This is a genomic window from Streptomyces sp. NPDC046909 (assembly GCF_040644695.1).
Taxonomy (GTDB): Bacteria; Actinomycetota; Actinomycetes; order Streptomycetales; family Streptomycetaceae; genus Streptomyces.
Window position 1 is genome coordinate 55,265 of sequence record NZ_JBEYXC010000004.1, and the last position, 22,712, is coordinate 77,976.

Sequence of the window (22,712 nt, forward strand, 5' to 3'; positions counted from 1 at the left end):
TGATCAGCAGTACGGTCACCGTCGCACGGAGCGCGGAGGGCTTCCTGGTGGGTGGGGCGTTCGGGGGTACGGGGGCCGGGCCGCCCGTACCCCCGGGGTCCTCCCGTACCCCCGGGAGGGCTCAGCCGTCGAGCGACTCGATCGTCGCGTTGGACGGCGAGCGTGTCGCCCGGAGCTCCCGGGCCACGTCCTCCGCGGCGCCCAGGACCCGTACCGCGTTCCGCCAAGTGAGCTTGGCCAGGTCGGACTTGGACCAGCCGCGGTCGAGGAGTTCGGCGATCAGGTTGGGGTAGCCGGATACGTCGTCCAGGCCGTCCGGGGTGAAGGCGGTGCCGTCGTAGTCGCCGCCGATGCCGAGGTGGTCGATGCCCGCGACCTCGCGCATGTGGTCGAGGTGGTCGGCGACGGTGGCGGCCGTGGCGATGGGGCGCGGGGTGCGCTCCTCGAAGGCGCGGTGGACCTTCATCGCGTCGGGGGTCGTGGCGAGGTGGTGGAAGCCGTGGGCGCGCATGTTCTCGTCCGCCGCGGCCGTCCAGTCGACCGCCGCCTGGAGCACGAACTTCGGCACGAACGTCACCATCGCCATGCCGCCGTTGACCGGCAGGCGCTCCAGGACGTCGTCCGGGATGTTGCGCGGATGGTCGCAGACCGCCCGGGACGAGGAGTGGGAGAAGATCACCGGCGCCACGGACGTGTCCAGCGCGGCCCGCATCGTCGTGGCCGCCACGTGCGACAGGTCGACGAGCATGCCCTCGCGGTTCATCTCCCGCACGACCTCACGGCCGAAGGCCGACAGACCGCCGACGTTCGGCGCGTCCGTCGCCGAGTCCGCCCAGTCGTTGTTGTCGTTGTGGGTGAGGGTCATGTAGCGGACGCCGAGCGCGTACAACGCGCGGAGCGTGGCGAGGGAGTTGGCGATGGAGTGACCGCCCTCGGCCCCCATGAGGGAGGCGATACGGCCCTCCGCGCGCGCCGCCTCCATGTCCGCCGCCGTCAGCGCGGCCCGCAGGTCGGCCGGGTGACGGTCGATCAACTGCCGTACGCAGTCGATCTGTTCGAGCGTCGAGGGCACCGCGTCGGGCAGGTCCGAGCGGACGTACACCGACCAGTACTGCGCGCCCACGCCACCGGCCCGCAGGCGGGCGAGGTCGGTGTGGAGGTGGGCGCTCTGGTCGGTGGCGATGTCCCGGGCGTCGAGGTCGTAGCGGACCTGCTCGCGCAGCGCCCAGGGCAGGTCGTTGTGGCCGTCGACGACCGGGAACTCGGCGAGGAGTTCCCGGGCGGTCTCCAGTGCGCTCACGGCCGTCACTTCCCGAAACCGAAGCCGTTGCCCGGCCCCTCGACCTTGGCGCGCAGCCGCTTGCCCTTCTCGGTGGCCTGGTCGTTGAGTTCCTGCTGGAACTCCCGCATCCGGCCGAGGAGTTCCTCGTCGTGGGCGGCGAGGATCCGGGCCGCGAGGAGGCCCGCGTTACGGGCACCGGCGACCGAGACGGTGGCCACCGGGACACCCGCCGGCATCTGCACGATCGACAGCAGCGAGTCCATGCCGTCGAGGTACTTCAGCGGCACCGGGACGCCGATGACCGGCAGCGGGGTCACGGAGGCGAGCATGCCGGGAAGGTGGGCGGCGCCACCGGCACCGGCGATGATCACCTTGATGCCGCGTCCGGCCGCCTCCTCGCCGTACGCGATCATCTCGCGCGGCATGCGGTGCGCGGAGACGACGTCGACCTCGTACGCGATCTCGAACTCGTCGAGGGCCTGGGCGGCGGCCTCCATGACGGGCCAGTCGGAGTCCGACCCCATGACGATGCCTACGACTGGGCTCATTCTGTGATCGTGCCTCTCAGGTATCCGGCTGCGTGACGTGCGCGCTCCAGGACGTCGTCCAGGTCGTCGCCGTAGGTGTTGACGTGGCCGACCTTACGGCCCGGCTTCACGTCCTTGCCGTACATGTGGATCTTCAGCTGGGGGTCGCGGGCCATGCAGTGCAGATACGCGGAGTACATGTCCGGGTAGTCGCCGCCGAGGACGTTCGCCATGACGGTCCACTTGGCACGGGGCCGCGGGTCGCCGAGGGGCAGGTCCAGGACGGCCCGGACGTGGTTGGCGAACTGGCTGGTGATCGCGCCGTCCTGCGTCCAGTGGCCGCTGTTGTGCGGGCGCATCGCGAGCTCGTTGACGAGGATGCGCCCGTCGCGGGTCTGGAACAGCTCGACGGCGAGGTGGCCGACGACGTCCAGTTCCTTGGCGATGCGCAGGGCCATCTCCTCGGCCCGCAGGGCGAGGGTCTCGTCGAGGTCGGGCGCGGGCGCGATGACCGTGTCGCACACGCCGTTGACCTGCTGCGACTCGACGACCGGGTAGGCGACGGCCTGGCCGTGCGGCGACCGTACGACGTTGGCGGCGAGCTCGCGGAGGAAGTCGACCTTCTCCTCGGCGAGGACGGGGACACCGGCCCGGAAGGGGTCGGCGGCCTCCTCCACCGAGTCCACGACCCACACGCCCTTGCCGTCGTAGCCACCGCGGACGGTCTTCAGGACGACCGGGAAGCCGTCCCCCTCCGCGGCGAAGGCGGCGACATCCGCCGGGTCGCTCACGATCCGGTGCCGTGGGCACGGCACCCCGATCGCGTCGAGCTTGGCCCGCATCACGCCCTTGTCCTGGGCGTGCACGAGCGCGTCGGGCCCGGGGCGGACGGGGATGCCGTCGGCCTCCAGGGCACGCAGATGCTCGGTGGGTACGTGTTCGTGATCGAAAGTGATCACATCGCAGCCCCTCGCGAAGTCACGCAGCGTGTCGAGATCGCGATAGTCGCCGATGACGACTTCGCCTACGACCTGCGCCGCGGAATCCTGAGGGGTGTCACTGAGGAGCTTGAATTTGATGCCGAGCGGGATGCCCGCCTCGTGTGTCATACGAGCGAGCTGGCCCCCGCCGACCATGCCGACTACCGGGAACGTCACGCCCCCAGGGTATCCGCCGCGCCACGGCGGCTGATTTCCGCTCCCCTTCGCACTTCTCTTACCAGCTGCTTTACAGCTATGTGAAGTCGTCCACAGGCAACCGACAAGGGGGATGGTTAGCATGGCTGGGTTGACGAAGACGACTCGTACCGTCTGACTGCCGACCGACTGGGGGCCTGTACGACCATGGGACGTGGTTCCTCAGGGCTGCGCAGGCTCTTCCGCGAAGTCGCCAAGTTCGGCGCCGTGGGTGGCGCGGGGCTCCTTGTCAATCTCGCCGTCTTCAACCTCGTACGGCATCTCACCGAGCTTCCGGTGGTCCGCGCCAGCGTGATCGCCACGGTCGTCGCGATCGTCTTCAACTACATCGGCTTCCGCTACTTCACGTACCGGGACCGCGACAAGAGCGGCCGTACCAAGGAACTGACCCTGTTCCTGCTGTTCAGCGCGGTCGGCCTGGTCATCGAGAACGGCGTGCTCTACGCGGCGACGTACGGATTCGGCTGGGACAGCCCGCTCCAGAGCAATGTCTTCAAGTTCCTCGGCATCGGCATCGCGACGGCGTTCCGCTTCTGGTCCTACCGCAGCTGGGTCTTCAAGGCCCTGCCGGCACCGGAGCTGGTGGCGAGCGCGGAGTCGCTGCTGGAGGAGGCGGACCGGAAGCGGGTGGCGAGGCCGCGGTCCGGTCAGAGGGTCCCTTAGGCGCCCCGAAGCCTCAGCGGACCGTGGGCTCCGGCTCCTCCACCGTCGGCTTCTTCAGAGGCGTCCGCGACAGGAACAGGCCGAACACGGCCGGCTGAGCCTGAAGCATCTCCAGCCGCCCCCCGTCCGCCTCGGCCAGATCCCGGGCCACGGCCAGCCCGATGCCGGTCGAGTTCCGCCCGCTGATCGCCCGCTCGAAGATCCGCGCACCGAGGTCCGCGGGCACCCCGGGCCCTTCGTCGGTGACCTCGATGACGGCCTGGTTCCCGGTCACGCGGGTGCGCAGCGCGACCGTGCCCCCGCCGTGCATGAGCGAGTTCTCGATCAGCGCCGCCAGCACCTGGGCTACCGCCCCCGGCGTACCGACCGCCCGCAGATGCCGCTTGCCGGAGCTGACGATGGCCCGCCCGGCGCTGCGGTACGCGGGCCGCCACTCGGCGAGCTGCTGCTGGATGACCTCGTCGAGGTCGAAGGAGACGGCGGAGCCGGTGCGCGGGTCGCGGGCGTTCGTCAGCAGCCGCTCGACGACGTCCGTCAGGCGTTCCACCTGTGTCAGGGCGATCGTCGCCTCTTCCTTCACCGTGTCCGGGTCGTCGGTGAGGGTGATCTCCTCAAGCCGCATGGAGAGGGCCGTCAGGGGCGTACGCAGCTGGTGGGAGGCGTCCGCGGCGAGGCGGCGTTCCGCGGTGAGCATGCGGGCGATGCGTTCGGCGGAGGAGTCGAGGACGTCGGCGACCCGGTCGAGCTCGTGGACGCCGTACCGCTTGTGCCGGGGCCGCGGGTCGCCGGAGCCGAGGCGTTCGGCGGTCTCGGCGAGGTCGGTGAGGGGCGAGGCCAGTTTGTTGGCCTGGCGTACGGCGAGCAGGACGGCGGCGATGACGGCGAGGAGCGCGACGGCGCCGATGATCAGGAGGGTCCGGCCGACTTCCCGGGTGACGGACGAGCGGGGCTCCTGGACGGTGACCGTCTCGCCCTCCTCGCCCTTCTCGGTGGCGCTGATGACGTCGCCGGCCGGTTTGGCGCCGACCTCGATGACGGGTTCGCCGGGGATGCGGATGACGGCGTACCGCTCCCCGGCGACCTGTTCCTTCAGCACCTCCGCGTCGACGGTCTGCGCGCCGAGCAGCCGGCTGTCCACGATGCTGGCCAGCCGTACGGCCTCGGAGTCGACCCGTTCCTGCGCGCTGTTGCTGATGGTGCGCGTCTCGACGATGACGAGCGAGACACCGAAGACGGCGATGACGACCAGGACCACGGCGAGCGTGGACTGGATGAGACGACGACGCACGGAGGCCGACTAACTCTTCTCGAACCGGAAGCCGACGCCTCGCACGGTGGCGATGTACCGCGGGTTCGCGGCGTCGTCACCGAGCTTCTTGCGCAGCCAGGAGATGTGCATGTCGAGGGTCTTGGTCGACGACCACCAGGTGGTGTCCCAGACCTCCCGCATCAGCTGGTCCCGGGTGACGACCCGCCCGGCGTCGCGCACGAGCACCCGCAGCAGGTCGAACTCCTTGGCGGTGAGCTGGAGTTCCTCGTCGCCCATCCAGGCGCGGTGCGACTCGACGTCGATGCGCACGCCGTGCGTGGCGGGCGGCTGGGCCGGCTCGGCGGCGCCGCGCCGCAGCAGGGCCCGGACGCGGGCGAGCAGTTCGGCGAGGCGGAACGGCTTGGTGACGTAGTCGTCGGCGCCGGCGTCGAGGCCCACGACGGTGTCCACCTCGTCCGCGCGCGCGGTCAGGATGAGGATCGGGACGGTGAGGCCTTCGGCGCGCAGTCGGCGGGCCACTTCGAGGCCGTCCATACCGGGGAGTCCGAGGTCCAGCACGACCAGATCGATGCCGCCCTGGATGCCGGCGTCGAGCGCGGTGGGGCCGTCCTCGCGCACCTCGACCTCGTACCCTTCCCGGCGCAGTGCGCGGGCCAGCGGCTCCGAGATGGACGCGTCGTCCTCGGCGAGCAGTACACGGGTCATGAGCTGATGGTAGACCGCGCCTGCCAGAAGCTGGGGTGTGATCGCAAGCCCGTGATTCTTACCTTGGGGCGATTTGGTGCGAACCTATGTCTCGATGGTGAGAGGGCCGTAAGAACCTTAGAAAAGTGTGTACGGTTCCACGGGAGCCTGTGATCCATGTCTCAAGTCCTTCCATTTCCGGCACTGTCCTGCCGTATGGTGAAAGACGCCTTTTGCAGCACGGGGACCTTTGGCAAAGCAGTTCACGCTGAAGGTCTCTTTTGTGTGCGGGCCGGCCACCGCCAGCCTTGAACACGTTGCGCGTCCCCACCAGCAAGGAACGACCAATGGCGTCCAGCCTGACGAAGGACTCGGCCCGCCCGGGCACCCCCGGCACCGAGCAGACCTTCTTCGGCCACCCCCGCGGACTGGCCACTCTCTTCATGACCGAGATGTGGGAGCGTTTCTCCTACTACGGCATGAGGGCTCTCCTCCCGCTGTACCTCGTCGCCCCGGGCGGCCTCCACCTGAGCGCCGCGACCGCGACCGCGATCTACTCCGTGTACGTGTCGCTCGTGTACCTGCTCGCCCTCCCGGGCGGCTGGTTCGGCGACCGCGTCTGGGGCCCCCGCAAGACCGTCGCCGTCGCCGGTGGCGTGATCATGCTCGGCCACCTGACGCTGGCCCTGCCGTCCTCCGGCACGTTCTACGCGGGCCTAGGCCTGGTGGCGATCGGCTCCGGCCTCCTGAAGGCCAACATCTCCACGATGGTCGGCCACCTCTACGACGGCCCGGACGACCCGCGCCGCGACGGCGGCTTCACCGTCTTCTACATGGGCATCAACCTCGGCGCGTTCGCCGCGCCGCTGGTCATCGGCACCATCGGTGAGAACGTCAACTGGCACCTGGGCTTCGCCCTCGCCGCGCTCGGCATGGCCCTGGGCCTCGCCCAGTTCCTGATCGGCTCCCGCCACCTCGCGGACCGCTCCAGCGTCGTCCCGACCCCGCTGTCGGAGACGGAGAAGGCGTCCACGCTCCGCAAGGCGGCGATCTGGGCGGGCATCGCCGTCGTCTTCTACGCGATCGTCGGCTTCTCCGGCCACTACACCCTGAACTGGATCCTGGTCCCGCTGACCCTGCTCGGCCTGATCATCCCGGTGATGGTGCTGGCCCGCATCAAGCGTGACAAGGACCTCGACCGCACCGAGCAGAAGTCGATGTCGGCGTACATCTGGTTCTTCGTCGCCGCGGCCGTCTTCTGGATGATCTACGACCAGGGCGGCTCGACCCTGTCGATCTTCGCGGACTCCTCCGCCGACAACACCATCTTCGGCTGGGAGTTCCCGGTCTCCTGGTACCAGTCGGTCAACCCGGTCCTCATCATGGCCCTGGCCCCGGTCTTCGCCTGGTTCTGGCTCGCCCTGAACCGCCGCGGCAAGGAGCCCAGCACGATCGTGAAGTTCGCGTCCGGCCTGGTCCTCGTGGGCGCGTCCTTCTTCCTCTTCCTCGCCCCGCTCTCGATCGCCGAGGGCGGTCACAAGGCCGCGGCGATGTGGCTGGTGGCGATCTACTTCGTCCAGACCGTGGGCGAGCTGCTGCTGTCCCCGGTGGGTCTTTCCGTGACGACGAAGATGGCTCCCGCGAAGTACGCCTCGCAGATGATGGGCGTGTGGTTCCTGGCCGTGACGGCGGGCGACGCGACGACGGGGCTTCTGTCCATCGCCGGGGTCGACCTCAACAAGACGGGGATCGTCGCCCTGGAGGCCACGCTCGCCGTGATCGCCGGTGTCGCCGTGTGGATGTACCGGAACCGGGTCAAGGAGCTCATGGGCAGCGTCCACTGACGACGCCCTGCTTGACTCGCTTTGCTTGAGGCGGCCCCCGTGCACTGTGGTGTGCGGGGGCCGTTTCGCGTTATCGCGCTACAGGGAGGCGATGAAGGCGGCCCAGGCGGAGGGGGGGAAGAGGAGGGCGGGGCCGTGGGGGTTCTTGGAGTCTCGGACGGGGATGAGGGCGGGTAGATGGTCGGCGACTTCGAGACACTCGCCGCCGTCGGGGTTGCTGTAGCTGCTCTTGCGCCACGAGGCCCCGGCCAAGAGGTCGTCAGAGACCTCGACGCACTGGCCACCGTCCGGATTGCTGTAGCTGCTCTTGCGCCACGTGACGCCGGTCAGGTCGATGGGTCGCACGGTGCTTCCTCCAGCATTCGCCCGATGAACTTCAGCGACTCGGCCGGTGACAGGGCCAGGTCGCGCATCGAATCGTACGCACGTTGGAGGCGCTCAACCTCCCCGTATTCCTGGACGAGTTCACCGTGGTACGCCGTCTCCGTGTAGGCCGTCGTGCGCCCGCTGAACTCCTTGAGGAACATCACGTCGGTGCTCACCAGGGCATGCAGCCCGGCTTCCAGCGGCAGTACCTGGAGCGTGATGTTCGGGCGCTCCGCCATCGCCACCAGATGGGCGACCTGCTCCCGCCAGGCCCCGGCATTCCGCAGAGGGGTCCGTAGGACGGCCTCGGAGAGGATGCAGCGGAAGGCGGGGGCCTCCTTGCCCACGAGCCAGGCACGGCGGCCGACGCGGGCCTCCACCTGCCGATCCAGCTCCTGACCACCGATGCCTCCCGCCGCGAGCACTTCCCGCGCGTATGCATCGGTCTGAAGCATGCCCGGCAGGACGCTCACGGCGAAGTGCCACAGGCTCATCGCCTCCGCCTCCAACGCCATGTATCTGCGGTACTGCTCCTTGAACTGAGCCGGGTCGGCCAACGCCAGCTCCCACAACGTCACCAAGAACCCCGGCGTCCCGTAATGCTGGTCCAGCGCACCGACCACCTCGGGCCCACCCAACGTCTGCCCGTTCTCCATCTTCCCCAGCAGTGAGTGGTCCCAGCCCAGCCGTTCCCCCAGCTCACGCAACGTCAGTCCGCTCCCCTCCCGCAGTGCCTTCAGCTCCTCCGCGAACCGTTGGCGTGGCTCCTGGCTGCGGCTGGTGACCGTCCGCCTTTGCGGCATCTCGCGCTCCCCCTGCTTCCGGCGGCTTGTGGAATTTGTGGAATTTGGAGTGCCGCGTGTGGAATTTGCGCACGTCAGCGGCGTTTTCGGACTCCGGGCACGGCATGCTCGTACTGCCCGACCACGCAACGTAATCCAACGAACGCGTGCGGTACGGGCGTTCCCTCGACACTGCCCTCACAAGGAGTGACCCATGCCCCGCACACGCACCGCACCCCTCCCCCGCCGCACCCGCCGCCGTACTCCCCGGACCTGGGCAGCCGCGCCGACACCCACCACGCTGCGCGCGATCGAGGCGGCGCTCGTGAAGCTGCTGGACGGCACCCCATGACCCCCGACCCGAAGCCCGGCACGCCGTACGCCATGACGGACCCGCTCTTCCCGGTGCACCCGCCGGTCCCCGTCGCCGGCTGCGTGTCCTGCGAGAGCCTCGCCGCACGGAGAGAGGCCGCGCGAACCGCCCTGGACCACAGCGCCCGCACCGACGCGAACGTCCTGCTCCGCCTCCACCTGCGCCAGGAGCACCGCACGTGACCCGCCGGACCCCGCTCGACGACGCGTTCTGGAGCGGGGTCCTGACGGTGTGCAGTGTCGCGGGGCTGGTGGTCGTGGTGTTCTGGTGGGTGTGGTGACGTGGGGGTGCCTCTTCGGGCGCGTGATCGCCACGACGCCTACGGAGGCCGAGCGCGCGGAGCGTACTGAGCGGGCGGTCGCGTACGTCCGGGCCGACCTGTGTCCGGACCTCACCGAGGACGACGTACGCGCCGCACAGGAGTGGCGCGCCGCGATCGCCGCTCGGCGAGTGGGGGAACACCGGTGAAGGTCCAAGCTCCAAGGTCCTGGACCGTACGGCGGTACTCGCCCCGTGCCGTGGGCATCGGCTGCTGTCGGGGCCGGCCGCAGATCCTGACCGCTGCACCGGAGGCATGGGACAGGAGCGGCGTCTGGGCCGTCGACATCGGCAAGCCCTAGCCGCCGGGTCGTTTCTTCGAACGGAGGGCCGTCGTACCACCCGGTGCGGTGGCCCTGCGGGGTTTTCCGGCCGCACTCCAGCGCCTCGCCGCACCATCAGGACTATGCGCCGCACCTTCCTCTCGCTGGCCGCCGCCCTCGGCTTCCTGCTGACCTCGTCCGGCACCGTCGTGGAGGCGGCACCCGGGACGTTCCGGTACGGCGACCACGAGCGGCAGACCATCACCGTGTACGGCGACCCGGGCGCCCCGCCGCTGCTGATCCTGCACGGCGGCTACTGGGCGCAGGACGCCGACTGGAGCCGTACCGCACGGTGGCTCGCGCGCGAGGGATTCCGCGTCTACGAGACCGACTACCGCCTCAACACCGACGCCCACTGGCCGGCCCAACGCGACGATGTGCGGGCGGCGTTGAGGTGGGTCGCCACCGACTCCCCGGGTCGGCGGCCGCTGGTGCTGGGCTCTTCGGCGGGCGGTCAGCTGGCGTTGGACGCGGGGACGTACGGTGCGGGGCGTGATCTGGTTCGGGGTGTGGTGGCCCTGTCGCCGGTCGCCTCGCCGTACCGGGCGTGGGTGGACGGCGGGCGCCCCGGTGCCGCACCCCAACAGCGCCGCCTACGCCGCGAGGCGCAACGCCTGGTCGGCTGCGCCCCCGACCACACCGGCCCCCGCTGCTGGGCCCGCTGGACCGACCTCACCGCACGCACCCACGCCTCGGGCACGGATGACGCCCCGATGCTCCTCATCCACTCCCAGCGGGACTTCGTACCTGTGGCGCACTCGACGGAACTGGCGGACGCGGAGCGGGGTTTGGGGCAGCGGGATGTGACGGTGCGGGTGGTGGCGGGGGCGGGGCACGGGGGTGGCCTTGTGGGGGAGGCCGAGGTGAAGGGGGCTGTGGTGGGGTGGTTGCGGGAGCACCGGTGAAGGGTGGCGGGGAAGCGGGGCGGGCGTGCTGGACGAGAAGCGGGCGGCCCCGCGGCAACGCATCCGACACGCGCCCGGTGCGCCCCGCCCACCCCAACCTCTCGCCGCCCCTACCTCGTCCGCCTTCCCGGCATGAACGTGAACACCGCCGCGCCCAGCAGCACAGCCGTACCGGCGACAAGCCCCAGCGCCTTCAGCGCGCCGTCGTCCTCGGCGCCCGTTGCCGCGAGGCCGCCGGAGGTGGAGTCGCTGCCGGAGGTGCCGGACGTTCCGCCCGATGCCCCGCCTTCCTGCTCCGTCGTGTCCAGAGTCAGCGACACCGCCGTCTTGTCCGGCTTGCAGGTCGTGGTGGTTCCCAGGGCGTCGATGGTCAGGACGCCCGGCGAGAGGGTGGACTCGCCTGTCGCGCCCGGCTTGTACGTGCCCGTCATGTCCGGGATCTCGATCGGGTCGCCCGATTTGATGTCCTCGGCGTTGGTCGGGCCCTCGACGTGTACGGAGCCCTTGTCGTCGCCGCCCAGGACGACGTCCATCGAGGGCTTGATGGAGTCCTTGGGGATGTTGGCCGGGCTGTTCATCGGGGACTTCTTGAACTGGACGGTGAGGTCGAAGTTGCCGCCGTCCTTCTTGGCGTTGATCTGGATGGTGGAGGTCGCCTTCTGTTCGCCGAGGGGCGACTGGCAGGTGTAGGGGATGTCGACGACCTTGCCGGTGAAGTCGGTCTGGCCGCCGTCGGTCTCGGACGCGCTCGCGGAGGGGCTGCCGCTGGGGCTCTCCGTGGCGCTGTCGGTCGGTGACGGGGACGTGCTGTCCGTCGCCGTCACCGTCGGGCTCGCGCTCGGGTCCGGTGTCGAACTCCCGTCCCCCTCCTCGACCTTGATGGTCGCGGCCGTCGGTACCGACTCCGACGGGGCGCACTCCGTCTTCGTGCCGTAGGCGTTGACCGTGAACGCGTCCGGCGTCAGTGTCACGTCGCCGGCCGTCGTCAGCTTCAGCGTGCCCTTCATGTCGGAGAGGACCATGTCACTGCCGATGGGGATCTCCGGGTTCTCCTGCGGGCCCTCCATCGCGATGTCGGCGGTCTGCGCGCCGGCCGCCTTGAGGGTGCCGGTCGGCTTGACCTTGTCCTTCTCGATGACGATGGGGCCGGGGTTCTTGGAGGCGGCCTGGACGAACTTCCACACCACCTGGACCTCGTCGCCGACCTTCGCGGTCTCGGGGGCGGTGATCTCGACCTTGGTGGTGCCGTCCACGGGGTCGCCCACGGGCGGTATGCAGTGCGTCGCGAACGCCACCTCCGCCGCCTGTGCGGGCGCCACGGCCACGCCGATCATCGCGCCCGCGCAGCCGAGTGCGAACGCCACTCTCACACCGCCCGGCAGGACTCTCCTTCGCTGTCTCACGTCGTTCCCTTTCTGGTGGGGGTCGTCGAGTTGTCGTCGTGCGGTGCGGAGAGCCGACCGGCCGCGCCCGGATCGGAGTCCGGGGTGAACCACGGCAGGGTCGAGGATGCGGGCGGCTCGGGGGGCGCGGTGCGCAACCCCGGTAGCCGCAGGGTGACTTCAGGCAATCGGAGGCGGAGGCGGGACGAGGCCGCCCGTACGCTGCGGCCTGCGGCGCGGTGCGGGCGTACCCGGTCGATCAGCGCCATTCCGATACGGAACACTGCCGCGGGCACTACCAGGCAGACCAGGATCCAGAACAGCGTCACGCCCCACGGGCGGCCCACGCCCCAGGGCTGTTCGGCGAGGACCTTGCCGCCGTACTTGAGGGACACCGAGTAGTCGCCGTGCGCGCCGCCTGTCAGCTCGACGGGCAGTTCGATGCGCGCCTTCTTGCCGGGCGCGATCGTGCCGCGCCACTGCTGCTCCTCCCACTGCGGGGCGAACACCCCGTGGGAGGTGCCGACTTGGAAGACCGGGTTCTTGATGTCGGAGGTGCCGACGTTGCCGACGGTGAAGACAAGGGTGCGGGCGGGCGGTGCCCCGAACCAGGTCAGCAGCCCGCTGGAGCCCTCCAGCCGGGTGTCGGTGAGGACGGACAGGCGTCCGCCGGACTCCTCCGCCGGTAGCGGCTCCACGGCATGCCCGGCGACCTGGAAGATCGCGTCCGCCTCGGCCTTCGCCCCGGTCACCGTCGCCACATGCACCACGCACGGGCACGGCACGGGCGGCTCGGCGACCGGCAGCTTCTTGCTGAACCGTCCCTTGGTGTCGGTCGTGACGGCCCGACCGTCCGCGTTCGCACAGGAGTTGGTCCCGCCCGGCACTCCTCGCGACGGCACCGCCTGCCCGCAGATCAGAATCATCAGCAGCGCCTTCGACCGCCAGCCATCGCCACTGACGGTGATCGAACCGCCCGTCCCCGCCTGCGATTTGGAGAGCTTCACGGTCGGCTGCTCGGCGGCCTGCGCGGCTCCGGGCAACACCGCTGCCGACGCCACTACCGACACCAGCGCCAGGAGCACCGTCGCCACAAGAATCCGCACCTTCACGACACCGCTCCCGTCAACTCGACCTCCGGGCAGGTGGATTCGGGTGCGGCTTCCGTCCTACGGCGCCTCCGACGTCGTACGACCAACAGCGCACCGCCCGCCGCCGCCACCCCCACCGCCCCGGCAACCCCCACACCCCACGGCCCGCCCCACGTCGTCCTCGACGCGCTCGCCGTGTCCCGCACCCCACCCGCCGCCGTCACCGTCAGCCGCACCTCGACCGAGTCCAGCGCGGGCCCGCTCCACGGCTCACCGAGCTTCAGCCGCTGCCCGGGCGCCAGTTCCGTCGGCAGAGTGCGCGCGGGCCGGTCGAGGACCCGCCCGAAGAGACCGTCGGCGCGGACGGCGAGCCGGGGTGCGAGGGGGGTCGTACCCCGGTTGACCAGCTCGTACGTGATCCGGTCGCCGGACACGGCCACGTGCTCGACGGTCAGCGCGGACACGGTGGGGACCGTGGCCCGCAGATGCAGAGCCACCCGCCGGGTCCGTCCGTCGGAGTCCCGGGCCACGATCTCGGCCGTACCGTCCGCTTCCGGCACGGTCACCGTGAACGGCACCTCGGTACGGGTGCGCGGGGGCAGCGCGAGTCGCGTATCGGCGAAGGTGATGCGCCCACCATCGGCCCGGAGTGAGACGTCGACCGAGCGCTCACCCGGGTTCAGCAGCGCCACCGTGTCCTCCAGAACCGCCCCCGGCTCCCCCTCGGCATAGAAAGCAGGCCGCCCGCCCCCCGACGGCACAACAGACCACCCGTCGGCAGCGGTTGCCACCGGAACGGCCGCGAGCAGAGCGAGAAGACCCAGCCCCAGCACACGGAGGGCGAACGACATCGGCGGCTCCAGAAAATCGGACCGAGTACCCGCGCCCCTCCAGGGGCGCGGGGAACTGCGCGACAAGCCACGACGAGCCCGCACCCGCCAACAGACCTGACGCGGCAGCTCCGTTGGCGCACCTCACCCAGCAGAACGCCGTCGCCGACGCGTCAGCCACAACGACCCCGCCGCCCCCGCCAGCAGCACCGTCCCCCCGAGCGTCCCGAGCGCGATCGCCGAATCCTCAGGCCCGGTCTGCGGCAACGACGCCCCGTCGTCCGACCCGCTCTGCGTACCGCTCCCCGTCCCCCCGGAAGCCGTCACATCAAGGCTGAGCGACGGCCCAGGACTGTTCGTCGGCGTGCACGTCGTCGTCGTACCGAGCGCGAGGATGGTGAGCACACCCGCGGTGAACGTGACCTTGCCGGACTTCGACGGGGTGTACGTACCGCTCAAGTCATTGATCTTGATGGGGGTGTTGGCGGGGACCACGGCCTGGTTCGCCGACCCCGTGACCTTCAGCGTCCCCTTGTCCGCGCCGCCCAGCTGGATGACCGCGCTCGGCTTCATCGACCCCTTGCCGAGATCGACCGGGCTGGAGGAGACCCCCTTCTGCCAGGACATGGTGATCTTGTAGCCGCTGCCGCTCTTGACGCCCTTGATGTCGATGGGCGAGACGGCGCTCTTGTCACCGATCGGCGTCTTGCACTGGTACTTGACGTCCACGACCTCGGCATGGGCTCCGGGGGCGGCCATCAGCACCACCGAGCCGGCCAGGGCCGCGGCGGACGCGAGCGCGGCGGTTCGTTTCGGGTACGACACGGTTCCGCTCCCTCTTACTCGTTACTCGGTCTCTTGCTCGTGACTCGGTTGCCGTGACTGGTTCCTGACGGCACATCAGATCGGCCGTCAAGGTACGCCCGGGGTCGCGAGGAGGGAAGACAAGGTGCGCGCCGGAGTTGTGACGATCCGGCGCGCACGAAAGGGGGTTCGAGTGGAGGCGGGGGATAAGGCGGGGAGGGCGGCCTAACCCCGGGTAACCCGAGGACGGAGTACTTCCGGGGCTCCCCAGCGCCACAGCGCCTCCGGCACCTCCACCGTCCCGTCGGCCCGCTGGTGCTGCTCCAGGATCGCGGGGAGCAGCCGGCTGGTGGCGAGGCCCGAGGCGTTGAGGGTGTGGACGTACGCCGGCCTGCCGCCACCCGCCGGGCGGTACCGGATGCCGCCGCGCCGGGCCTGGTACTCACGGGCGTTCGACACCGAGCTGACCTCGGCGTAGGCGCCGAGGCTGGGCAGCCAGACCTCGACATCGTAGGTCTTGGCCTGGGCGGGGCTGGTGTCCTCGGCGGCGAGCTTGGTGACCCGGTGGTGCAGGCCGAGCCCGGTCACCAACTCCTCGGCGGCGGCGAGGAGTTCGAGCTGGGCCGCGTCCGAGTCCTCGGGGCGCGCGAACTGGAACAGCTCGACCTTGTTGAACTGGTGCCCGCGCAGCGTCCCGCGCTCCGCCGCCCGGTAGCCGCCCGCCTCCTTGCGGTAACAGGGCGTGTACGACACGTACTTGAGCGGCAGCTCCGCCTCGTCGAGGGTCTCGCCGCGGTGCAGGTTCACCAGGGCCGTCTCGGCGGTGGGCAGCAGGAAGTGGTCGTCGTCCGTGCGGTAGACCTCGTCGGCGAACTTCGGGAACTGTCCCGCCGTATAGCCGGCTTCGTGTGTGAGCAGGTGCGGCGGCAGGACGAATTCGTAGCCCGCGCGGCGGTGGGTGTCGAGGAAGTGGTTGAGCAGCGCCCATTCCAGGGCGGCGCCGTCGCCGCGGTAGATCCAGTGGCCGCTGCCGGCGAGGCGGGTGCCGCGCCGGTAGTCGACGAGGCCCAGGTTCTCGGCGAGTTGGACGTGGTCCTTCGCGGTCACGTCGAAGACCGGCGGGGTGCCCGTGACCCGTACGACCTCGTTGTTCTCCTTGCCACCCGCGACCACGTCGTCGTCCGGGAGGTTGGGAAGGGCGTCGAGGAAGTCCTGGTGTTCCCGGGCGAGTCGGGTCAGTTCGGTCTCGGTGTCCGTGAGCCGGTCGGTCAACTCCTTGGCCCGGGCCTGGAGTTCCTCGGCCGGTTCGCCCGCCCGGCGGCGTACGGCGATGTCGGCCGAGATGCGGCGCCGCTCGCCGCGCAGCCGCTCCACGGCGGTACGGGCCTCGCGGAACGCGGTGTCCAGGGCGAGGAAGGCGGGGAGGTCGGCGTCGACGGCGCGTTTGCGCAGGGCGGCGCGGACGCGGTCGGGGTGCTGTCGGATGAGGGTGACGTCGAGCATGGTGCGCGCTCCGTCCGGTTCTGCCGGAACGGCAGGGGCCGCCCCGGGGTTGGGTCCCTCGGGGCGTGGGCGAGAGGGTGCTCGCGGTGCCACCACGCCTTCACCGCCGTACGGCCGTGGTCTTTTCCGGCGGGTACGACGGTCTCGTCGTGGCCCGATGACGGGGGCCGGCCGGCGGGGCATTTCCTCCCCGCACTCGGGAGTGGATTCGCACCGGGCCTGGCGGGCCCGGGCTACTTGTCTCCGTCAGCGCGTTGCGGTCGAGGGTAGGGAGCGACGGGCGGCCGGGCAAACGGATTAGGCCGGTGCGCCCAGCTCCGCCCACACCGTCTTGCCGGAGACGCCGGGGTTGCGCAGGACCCCCCAGTCCAGGCAGAGGCGCTGCACGATGAACATGCCGTGGCCGCCGGGGCGGCCCGCGCGGTGCGGGGTGCGGGGGGCCGGCTGGCCGGTGCCCTTGTCGGAGACCTCGATGCGGATCACCTTCTTGTCGCAGGCGATCCACAGCTCGTCCGGGCCCTCGGCGTGCAGACAGGCGTTGGTGACCAGCTCGGAGACCACGAGCAGGACGTCCTCGGCGGCGGCCCGCTGGTCGGCGGTGGCGGCGGGCAGCCAGCCCCAGGCGTACAGCGCCTGGCGGGCGAAGTCCCGGGCCAGGGGTACGACGCCGCTCTCGCCGTCGAAGCTCAGTCTGCGGGCCTGCCGGCCCGCGGAGGACTCGGGCGGCACGGCCGCACCCCCTTCGGACGCCCCGGAAGCGCCGTCGGCCTCCGGGCCGCGGTCGCCCGGCGAGAAAGGCCGGGTGCTGCTCATCAGCGCTTCACCTCACCGATTCACCAGTTCACGATTCAATAGTCAGGCTTCAGTAGCCAGGATTCAGTAGTCAGGGTTCCGTACGTGGCTCGACGGTGGATCCGTCGCCGCGTCCGCCGCCTGTCTGTCTGCCGCCTGTTTCTCCGCCGCCTGTTTCAGGATGTCTCCTGCCCGACCGAACCGGCAGAACACCCCCTGTTTCGGCACGTGTCTTCCGACACAGGGGCGAGACGGGTGGCGCGTCCCGGTCGCACTGGGGCGTCCGGGGCGTCGCGGCCCGGCGGACCGGCTCAGCCGGTCTCGTCGGCCAGGGCCGCTTCGAGGGTGTCATGGACGGTGAAGACCGCGTCGGCACCGGTGATCTCGAAGACGCGCGCCACAACGGGCAGCATCGCCGCGAGATGGACCCCGCCCCCGGCGGCCTCGGCCTTCAGGCGTGCGCCGAGCAGTACGTTCAACCCGGTGGAGTCGCAGAACTCGAGCCGCGAACAGTCCACCACCAGCCTGCTGAAGCCGTCGGTGAGGCAGGCTTCCAGTGGCTCGCGCAACAGATCGGCGGTGTGGTGATCCAACTCACCCGCCGGAGTCACGACGGCGCTGGCGCCCTCTTTCCGCACCTCGACCAGAAGCCGGCCAGACTGTGCGCTGCCGACCGTCCCGCGGTCCATGCCGTCTCTCTCTCCCGACGTCGTGACTGCTGCTGACGTCCTCGAACACTACGCCTTCCCTTCACCCTCCGGCACCCGAACATCTGCACACAAACGGACATTTACGCATAGAACGCACTTGCGGCCGGGTGAGGAAAGCGGGTAGGGCTAGTAGGGACACGTACTCGACACGGCCGGCTTTGGAGGCGCCGCACACCGCAGTGCACGCAAACGGCTTCGGCAGCCCAATGCCGAGAACGATGGAGGACATCATGTCACCCCGGCTCGACGCATCGCATACCCAAGAAGCGACGTCGACATCCCCCCCGGAACATCTGGATCCCATCGAGCAGATCGACCAGACCGATCAGGACGACCTACTTGCCGGGCTTCCGGAGATCCCCCCGTACGACGAGGTGGGGCCGGTGGACGCGCGGGCCCTGTCCAAGACCCTCTTCGCGCGGCTGGAGTCGCTGGAGGAGGGCACCCACGAATACTCGTACGTCCGCAACACGCTCGTCGAGCTCAACCTCGCCCTGGTCAAGTTCGCCGCCTCCCGCTTCCGCTCCCGCAGCGAGCCGATGGAGGACATCATCCAGGTCGGCACGATCGGCCTGATCAAGGCGATCGACCGCTTCGAGCTGAGTCGCGGCGTCGAGTTCCCCACCTTCGCGATGCCGACCATCGTCGGCGAGATCAAGCGCTTCTTCCGCGACACGTCGTGGTCGGTACGGGTACCCCGGCGCCTCCAGGAACTCCGCCTCGACCTCGCCAAGGCGGGCGACGAACTCGCCCAGCAGCTGGACCGCGCCCCGACGGTCGGCGAACTCGCCGAGCGCCTGGGCCTGACCAAGGACGAGGTCGTCGAGGGCATGGCGGCGTCGAACGCCTACACCGCCTCCTCCCTGGACGCCCAGCCCGAGGAGGACGACGCCGAGGGCGCCCTCGCCGACCGCATCGGCTACGAGGACCACGGCATCGAGGGCATCGAGTACGTCGAGTCCCTGAAGCCCCTCATCGCCGAACTCCCCTCCCGCGACCGCAAGATCCTCTCCCTGCGCTTCGTGGCGGGGCTGACCCAGTCGGAGATCGGGGACGAGCTCGGGATCTCGCAGATGCATGTGTCCCGGCTGCTGTCACGGACGCTGGTGCGGCTGCGAAAAGGGCTGACCGTCGAGGAGTGACCCTGTTCTTCTGAGCTCTTCTGAGCTCTTCGTTCTTCTGGGCGCGGGGCGTGCGATCAGACTTCGCGCACGCCCCGTCGCCATACCCCGGCGACCAGGGGCACGCCCGGCCGGTAGGCCAGGTGCACATGGCTCGGGGCGTCGAGGAGGGTGAGGTCCGCGCGGGCGCCCGGTGCGAGGCGGCCGATGTCGTCTCGGCGCAGGGCCGCCGCGCCGCCCGCCGTGGCGGACCAGACCGCCTCGTCCGGGGTCATGCCCATGTCCCGTACGGCCAGGGCGATGCAGAACGGCACCGAGGACGTGAAGGACGAGCCCGGGTTGCAGTCGGTGGAGAGGGCGACCGTGACCCCTGCGTCCAGGAGGCGGCGGGCGTTCGGCCACTCCGCGCGCGTGGAGAACTCGGCGCCCGGGAGGAGGGTGGCGACGGTGTCGCCGTTCGCCAGGGCGTCCACGTCGGCGTCCGTGAGGTGGGTGCAGTGGTCGGCGCTGGCGGCGTCGAGTTCGACGGCCAGCTGGACGCCGGGGCCGTAGGAGAGCTGGTTGGCGTGGATACGGGGGTGCAGGCCCCTGGCCTTGCCCGCCGTGAGGATCGCGCGGGCCTGGTCGCCGTCGAAGGCGCCCTTCTCGCAGAAGACGTCGATCCAACGGGCGTACGGGGCGCAGGCGTCGAGCATCTCGCCGGTGACGAGGTCGACGTAGGCGGCCGGGTCCTCGGCGTAGTCGGGCGAGACGATGTGGGCGCCGAGGTAGGTGACCTCGTCGGTGTGGGCGGCGGCGATGCGCAGGGCCCGGGACTCGTCCTCGACCGTCAGGCCGTAGCCGGACTTCGTCTCGAACGTGGTCGTGCCCTGGCGGAGGGCCTCGGCGAGGTAGCGGGTGAGGTTCGCCTCCAGCTCGGCATCCGTCGCGGCCCGCGTCGCCGCGACCGTCGTACGGATGCCGCCCGCGCTGTACGCCCGCCCCGACATCCGGGCGTTGAACTCCTGCGTCCGGTCGCCCGCGAAGACGAGGTGGGAGTGGGAGTCCACGAAGCCCGGCAGGACCGCCCGGCCGGCGGCGTCGACCCGGTTGTCAGTGGCGGGTGCTTTGCTTGATTCACCGGTCCACACGACCCGGTCGCCGTCGATGACGAGCGCCGCGTCCTGGATCAGGCCGAGGGGGGAGCCGTCACCTAGGGAGGGGTCGTTGGTGACCAGCGTGGCGATGTTGGTGATGACGGTGGTGCTGCTCATGGCGTCCTCGTGGGTGGCGTGGGTGGCCGGTGCGGGTGTGGTCGTCAGGCGCGAAGGGCTTCGACGGCCCGCGCGAGGGCCCCGGGCACATCGGGTACGAGGGTGTGGGCGCCGTCGCGTACGACGTGCCGTCCGCCCACGATCGTGTGCCGTACGTCCGCTGCCGTCGCCGCGAATACGGCCGTCTCGGCGCCCAGCCTGGGCAGCGGGCCCGCTGTCCTGACCGAGTCGAGGGCGACCGTCGTGAGGTCGGCGAGCGCGCCGGGCTCGATGGTGCCCGCCTCGTCCCAGCCGAGGGCCGCGTGGCCGTCGGCGGAGGCGGCGCGCAGGAGGGCCGCCGCTGTCCAGTGACCCCGGGTGCGGGTGCGCAGGCGCTCGTTGAGCTCCATCGCCCGTGCCTCTTCGAGCAGGTCGATGACGGCGTGGCTGTCGGAGCCGAGGGAGAGCGGGGAGCCCTCGTTCTGCAGGGCCACGGCGGGTCCGATGCCGTCCGCGAGGTCCCGTTCGGTCGTGGGGCACATGCAGGTGCCGGTGCCGCTGCCGCCGAGGAGGGAGATGTCCTCGGCGGTGAGGTGGGTGTTGTGGACGCCGGTGGTGCGCGGCCCGAGCACCCCGTGCAGGGCGAGGAGCTGGGTCGGGGTGCAGCCGTGGGCCTCCTGGCAGGCGTCGTTCTCCGCCGTCTGCTCGGACAGGTGGACGTGGAGGGGGGCGCGGCGTTCCTCGGCCCATCGCGCCACGGTCGCCAACTGGGCGGCGGGCACGGCCCGTACGGAGTGGATGGCCGCCCCGATCCGCGCGTGATCCCGTTCCTTGAGAACTGAACAGCGTTCCGCCCAGGCGTCCGCGCTGCCGTCGGAGAAGCGGAGCTGGTGGGTGTTGGGGGCCTGTCCGAAGCCGGAGGAGAGATAGGCGGTGTCGAGGAGGGTGATGCGGATCCCGGCGTCGGCGGCGGCCGCGATGAGGGCCTCGCCCATGGCGTTGGGGTCGGCGTAGGGGGTGCCGCCGGGGGCGTGGTGGAGGTAGTGGAACTCGCCCACGGCGGTGATGCCGGCCAGCGCCATCTCGGCGTACACGGCCCGCGCGAGGGCGTGGTACGTCTCCGGGGTCAGCCGGTCGGCGAAGGAGTACATGACCTCGCGCCAGGTCCAGAAGGTGCCGGAGCCGACCTGGACGGTGCCGCGCAGGGCGCGGTGGAAGGCGTGCGAGTGGGCGTTGGCGAGGCCGGGGAGGGTGAGACCGCGGAGGGGCTCGGCGCCGGAGGGCGGGGTCTCCACGTCCAGGCGGACGGCGGTGATGCGGCCGTCCGCGACCTCTACGGCGACGCCCGGCTCGACGTGGGTGTCGAGCCAGGCGTGCTCCAGCCAGTAGGTCTTGGCAGTCACCTGCAGGCCAGTCCTTCCAGTACGTCGGCGAGGGCGAGCACCCCGGCCACGCAGTCGTCCTCGGCGGCGAACTCGGCCGGGGAGTGCGAGACACCCGTGGGGTTGCGTACGAACAGCATGGCGGTCGGGATGTGCCCGGAGAGGATCCCGGCGTCGTGTCCGGCGCCCGTTCCCAGGACGGGGACGGTGATGTCGGTGTCCTTGCCGAGGATCCGGCCCAGTTCGTCGCGCAGGGCGTGGTCGAACTCGACGACGGGGGTGAAGGACTCCCGGACGACGTCGAGGTCGATGCCGTGGGCGTCGGCGTACGCGCGGGCGGCCTTCTCGATGCCGCCGACGACGGTGTCGAGGGTGGCCTGGTCCTCGGCGCGGGAGTCGAGCCAGCCGCGGACGAGGGACGGGATGGCGTTGACGCCGTTCGGCTCGACGGAGATCTTGCCGAACGTGGCGACGGCGCCGGCGAGTTCGGCCTCGCGGCGGGCGGCGAGCACTGTTTCGGCGTACGACAGCATCGGGTCGCGGCGGTCGACGAGCCGGGTGGTGCCGGCGTGGTTGGCCTCGCCGCGGAAGTCGAACCGCCACCGTCCGTGCGGCCAGATGGCGCTGGCGAGCCCGACCCGGTCGCCGGACAGGTCCAGTGCCCGTCCCTGCTCGACGTGCAGTTCGACGAAGGCGCCGATGCGGGCCAGCCGTTCGGGGTCGGCGCCGATGGCGTCGGGGTCGTATCCGGCGGCCTCCATGGCCCGCGGGAGGGTGACCCCGTCGCCGTCGGTCAGCCGGTGCGCCTGCTCGACGGTGAGCTGCCCCGAGGTGAGCCGGGAGCCGACGCAGGCGAGCCCGAAGCGGGCGCCCTCCTCGTCGCCGAAGTTGACGATGGCGAGGGGCTTGCTGAACACGGCCTCGCGGGCGCGCAGTTCATCGAGCGCGGCGAAGGAGGACACGACCCCGAGGGGCCCGTCGAAGGCGCCGCCGTCCGGCACGGAGTCGAGATGCGACCCGGTGACGACGGCGTCCCCGGCGGAGGGGTCCCCGAGCCAGGCCCACTGGTTCCCGTTCCGGTCCACCTCGTAGACCAGCCCCCGAGCCTCGGCCTGCTCCTTGAACCAGGCCCGGCACTCGGCATCGGCACCGGTCCAGGCGTAGCGACGGTAGCCGTGGGAGTCGGAGTGGCGGCCGATGGGGCGGAGGTCGGCCCACATGGTGTGGAAGGAGGCTCCGCCTTCCCGGCCGGCTCCAGGCTGCCGGCCGGGACCAGTCAACGCAGGCTGGCCGCCGCCGTCAGTCGGTACAGGCTGTGGGCAGTCGTTCCGC

Annotated in this window: 24 protein-coding genes; 7 read left to right on the forward strand and 17 right to left on the reverse strand. The window is 70.7% G+C overall.

Translation table 11 applies throughout. The features are described from left to right. Positions 1-121 precede the first annotated feature (121 nt). Genes ABZ928_RS13325 through ABZ928_RS13335 form a run of 3 tightly spaced genes read right to left on the reverse strand, consistent with a single transcriptional unit; the run spans position 122 to position 2,966 of the window. Positions 122-1,300, reverse strand: a complete 1,179-nt coding sequence (locus ABZ928_RS13325; RefSeq protein WP_361517744.1) for a dipeptidase — start codon at positions 1,298-1,300, stop codon at positions 122-124. A 5-nt stretch (positions 1,301-1,305) separates the two neighbouring features. Continuing rightward, a complete protein-coding gene (gene purE / locus ABZ928_RS13330) occupies positions 1,306-1,830 on the reverse strand; it encodes a 5-(carboxyamino)imidazole ribonucleotide mutase (RefSeq protein WP_361517746.1) in 525 nt (174 codons plus the stop codon). Next, complete coding sequence (locus tag ABZ928_RS13335) at positions 1,827-2,966, reverse strand: 5-(carboxyamino)imidazole ribonucleotide synthase (RefSeq protein ID WP_361517748.1); 1,140 nt, start codon at positions 2,964-2,966, stop codon at positions 1,827-1,829. The genes purE and ABZ928_RS13335 overlap by 4 nt, the downstream gene beginning before the upstream one ends. A gap of 186 nt (positions 2,967-3,152) precedes the next feature. On the opposite strand from ABZ928_RS13335, the gene ABZ928_RS13340 reads away from it, so the two are divergent. Beyond that, on the forward strand, positions 3,153-3,668 hold the full coding sequence (locus tag ABZ928_RS13340) for a GtrA family protein (RefSeq protein ID WP_361517749.1): 516 nt from the start codon (positions 3,153-3,155) through the stop codon (positions 3,666-3,668). A gap of 13 nt (positions 3,669-3,681) precedes the next feature. Here ABZ928_RS13340 and ABZ928_RS13345 read toward each other — a convergent pair whose 3' ends face one another. Both ABZ928_RS13345 and ABZ928_RS13350 read right to left on the reverse strand, forming a co-directional pair. Then, positions 3,682-4,956, reverse strand: coding sequence for an ATP-binding protein (locus tag ABZ928_RS13345; RefSeq protein ID WP_361517751.1), 1,275 nt, complete (start codon positions 4,954-4,956; stop codon positions 3,682-3,684). Positions 4,957-4,965: 9 nt separating this feature from the next. Further along, positions 4,966-5,643: a response regulator transcription factor gene (locus tag ABZ928_RS13350; protein WP_171140613.1), complete on the reverse strand. Its 678-nt coding sequence runs from the start codon at positions 5,641-5,643 to the stop codon at positions 4,966-4,968. 326 nt (positions 5,644-5,969) lie between these two features. On the opposite strand from ABZ928_RS13350, the gene ABZ928_RS13355 reads away from it, so the two are divergent. After that, entirely contained in the window at positions 5,970-7,466 is a 1,497-nt protein-coding gene (locus tag ABZ928_RS13355) for an oligopeptide:H+ symporter (protein ID WP_361517754.1), read from the forward strand. A gap of 78 nt (positions 7,467-7,544) precedes the next feature. On the opposite strand, the gene ABZ928_RS13360 is transcribed toward ABZ928_RS13355, so the two are convergent. Beyond that, positions 7,545-7,811 (reverse strand): DUF397 domain-containing protein, encoded by a 267-nt coding sequence (locus tag ABZ928_RS13360; protein ID WP_361517756.1) that lies wholly within the window; start codon positions 7,809-7,811, stop codon positions 7,545-7,547. Beyond that, the gene (locus tag ABZ928_RS13365; protein ID WP_361517758.1) at positions 7,793-8,635 is read right to left on the reverse strand and encodes a helix-turn-helix transcriptional regulator; all 843 of its coding nucleotides are present in this window, start codon (positions 8,633-8,635) and stop codon (positions 7,793-7,795) included. Before ABZ928_RS13365 ends, ABZ928_RS13360 begins: the two co-directional genes overlap by 19 nt. Positions 8,636-8,828: 193 nt before the next feature. On the opposite strand from ABZ928_RS13365, the gene ABZ928_RS13370 reads away from it, so the two are divergent. The 4 genes from ABZ928_RS13370 to ABZ928_RS13385 all read left to right on the forward strand — a co-directional run bounded on the left by ABZ928_RS13370 (position 8,829) and on the right by ABZ928_RS13385 (position 10,533). Next, the gene (locus ABZ928_RS13370; protein ID WP_361517760.1) at positions 8,829-8,966 is read left to right on the forward strand and encodes a hypothetical protein; all 138 of its coding nucleotides are present in this window, start codon (positions 8,829-8,831) and stop codon (positions 8,964-8,966) included. Continuing rightward, the gene (locus ABZ928_RS13375; RefSeq protein WP_361518944.1) at positions 8,963-9,169 is read left to right on the forward strand and encodes a hypothetical protein; all 207 of its coding nucleotides are present in this window, start codon (positions 8,963-8,965) and stop codon (positions 9,167-9,169) included. Before ABZ928_RS13370 ends, ABZ928_RS13375 begins: the two co-directional genes overlap by 4 nt. An 85-nt stretch (positions 9,170-9,254) precedes the next feature. Then, positions 9,255-9,455, forward strand: coding sequence for a hypothetical protein (locus ABZ928_RS13380; RefSeq protein WP_361517761.1), 201 nt, complete (start codon positions 9,255-9,257; stop codon positions 9,453-9,455). Positions 9,456-9,711: 256 nt separating this feature from the next. After that, positions 9,712-10,533 (forward strand): alpha/beta hydrolase, encoded by an 822-nt coding sequence (locus ABZ928_RS13385; protein WP_361517763.1) that lies wholly within the window; start codon positions 9,712-9,714, stop codon positions 10,531-10,533. A gap of 110 nt (positions 10,534-10,643) precedes the next feature. On the opposite strand, the gene ABZ928_RS13390 is transcribed toward ABZ928_RS13385, so the two are convergent. The 7 genes from ABZ928_RS13390 to ABZ928_RS13420 form a co-directional block, all read right to left on the reverse strand. Next, positions 10,644-11,867 (reverse strand): hypothetical protein, encoded by a 1,224-nt coding sequence (locus tag ABZ928_RS13390; RefSeq protein WP_361518902.1) that lies wholly within the window; start codon positions 11,865-11,867, stop codon positions 10,644-10,646. Between the two features lie 65 nt (positions 11,868-11,932). Next, positions 11,933-13,000 (reverse strand): hypothetical protein, encoded by a 1,068-nt coding sequence (locus ABZ928_RS13395; protein ID WP_361518904.1) that lies wholly within the window; start codon positions 12,998-13,000, stop codon positions 11,933-11,935. A gap of 23 nt (positions 13,001-13,023) precedes the next feature. Continuing rightward, positions 13,024-13,857 (reverse strand): hypothetical protein, encoded by an 834-nt coding sequence (locus ABZ928_RS13400; protein ID WP_361517765.1) that lies wholly within the window; start codon positions 13,855-13,857, stop codon positions 13,024-13,026. A 123-nt stretch (positions 13,858-13,980) separates the two neighbouring features. Then, the gene (locus ABZ928_RS13405; protein ID WP_361517767.1) at positions 13,981-14,661 is read right to left on the reverse strand and encodes an LPXTG cell wall anchor domain-containing protein; all 681 of its coding nucleotides are present in this window, start codon (positions 14,659-14,661) and stop codon (positions 13,981-13,983) included. Between the two features lie 204 nt (positions 14,662-14,865). Then, positions 14,866-16,143 carry a serine--tRNA ligase gene (gene serS / locus ABZ928_RS13410; protein WP_361517769.1) on the reverse strand — a complete coding sequence of 426 codons (1,278 nt, stop codon included), beginning with the start codon at positions 16,141-16,143 and terminating at the stop codon, positions 14,866-14,868. A gap of 297 nt (positions 16,144-16,440) precedes the next feature. After that, positions 16,441-16,956: an ATP-binding protein gene (locus ABZ928_RS13415; protein ID WP_361517771.1), complete on the reverse strand. Its 516-nt coding sequence runs from the start codon at positions 16,954-16,956 to the stop codon at positions 16,441-16,443. Between the two features lie 290 nt (positions 16,957-17,246). Further along, positions 17,247-17,624 carry an STAS domain-containing protein gene (locus tag ABZ928_RS13420; protein ID WP_361517772.1) on the reverse strand — a complete coding sequence of 126 codons (378 nt, stop codon included), beginning with the start codon at positions 17,622-17,624 and terminating at the stop codon, positions 17,247-17,249. Between the two features lie 251 nt (positions 17,625-17,875). Here ABZ928_RS13420 and ABZ928_RS13425 point away from each other — a divergent pair, with 251 nt between their 5' ends. Next, entirely contained in the window at positions 17,876-18,787 is a 912-nt protein-coding gene (locus ABZ928_RS13425; protein ID WP_361517774.1) for an RNA polymerase sigma factor SigF, read from the forward strand. A gap of 56 nt (positions 18,788-18,843) precedes the next feature. Here ABZ928_RS13425 and hutI read toward each other — a convergent pair whose 3' ends face one another. Genes hutI through ABZ928_RS13440 form a run of 3 tightly spaced genes read right to left on the reverse strand, consistent with a single transcriptional unit; the run spans position 18,844 to position 22,600 of the window. After that, complete coding sequence (gene hutI, locus ABZ928_RS13430) at positions 18,844-20,019, reverse strand: imidazolonepropionase (protein ID WP_361517776.1); 1,176 nt, start codon at positions 20,017-20,019, stop codon at positions 18,844-18,846. Positions 20,020-20,063: 44 nt separating this feature from the next. Then, positions 20,064-21,401 carry a formimidoylglutamate deiminase gene (locus ABZ928_RS13435; protein WP_361517778.1) on the reverse strand — a complete coding sequence of 446 codons (1,338 nt, stop codon included), beginning with the start codon at positions 21,399-21,401 and terminating at the stop codon, positions 20,064-20,066. Next, positions 21,398-22,600, reverse strand: a complete 1,203-nt coding sequence (locus ABZ928_RS13440; protein WP_361517780.1) for an allantoate amidohydrolase — start codon at positions 22,598-22,600, stop codon at positions 21,398-21,400. The genes ABZ928_RS13435 and ABZ928_RS13440 overlap by 4 nt, the downstream gene beginning before the upstream one ends. Positions 22,601-22,712 lie beyond the last annotated feature (112 nt).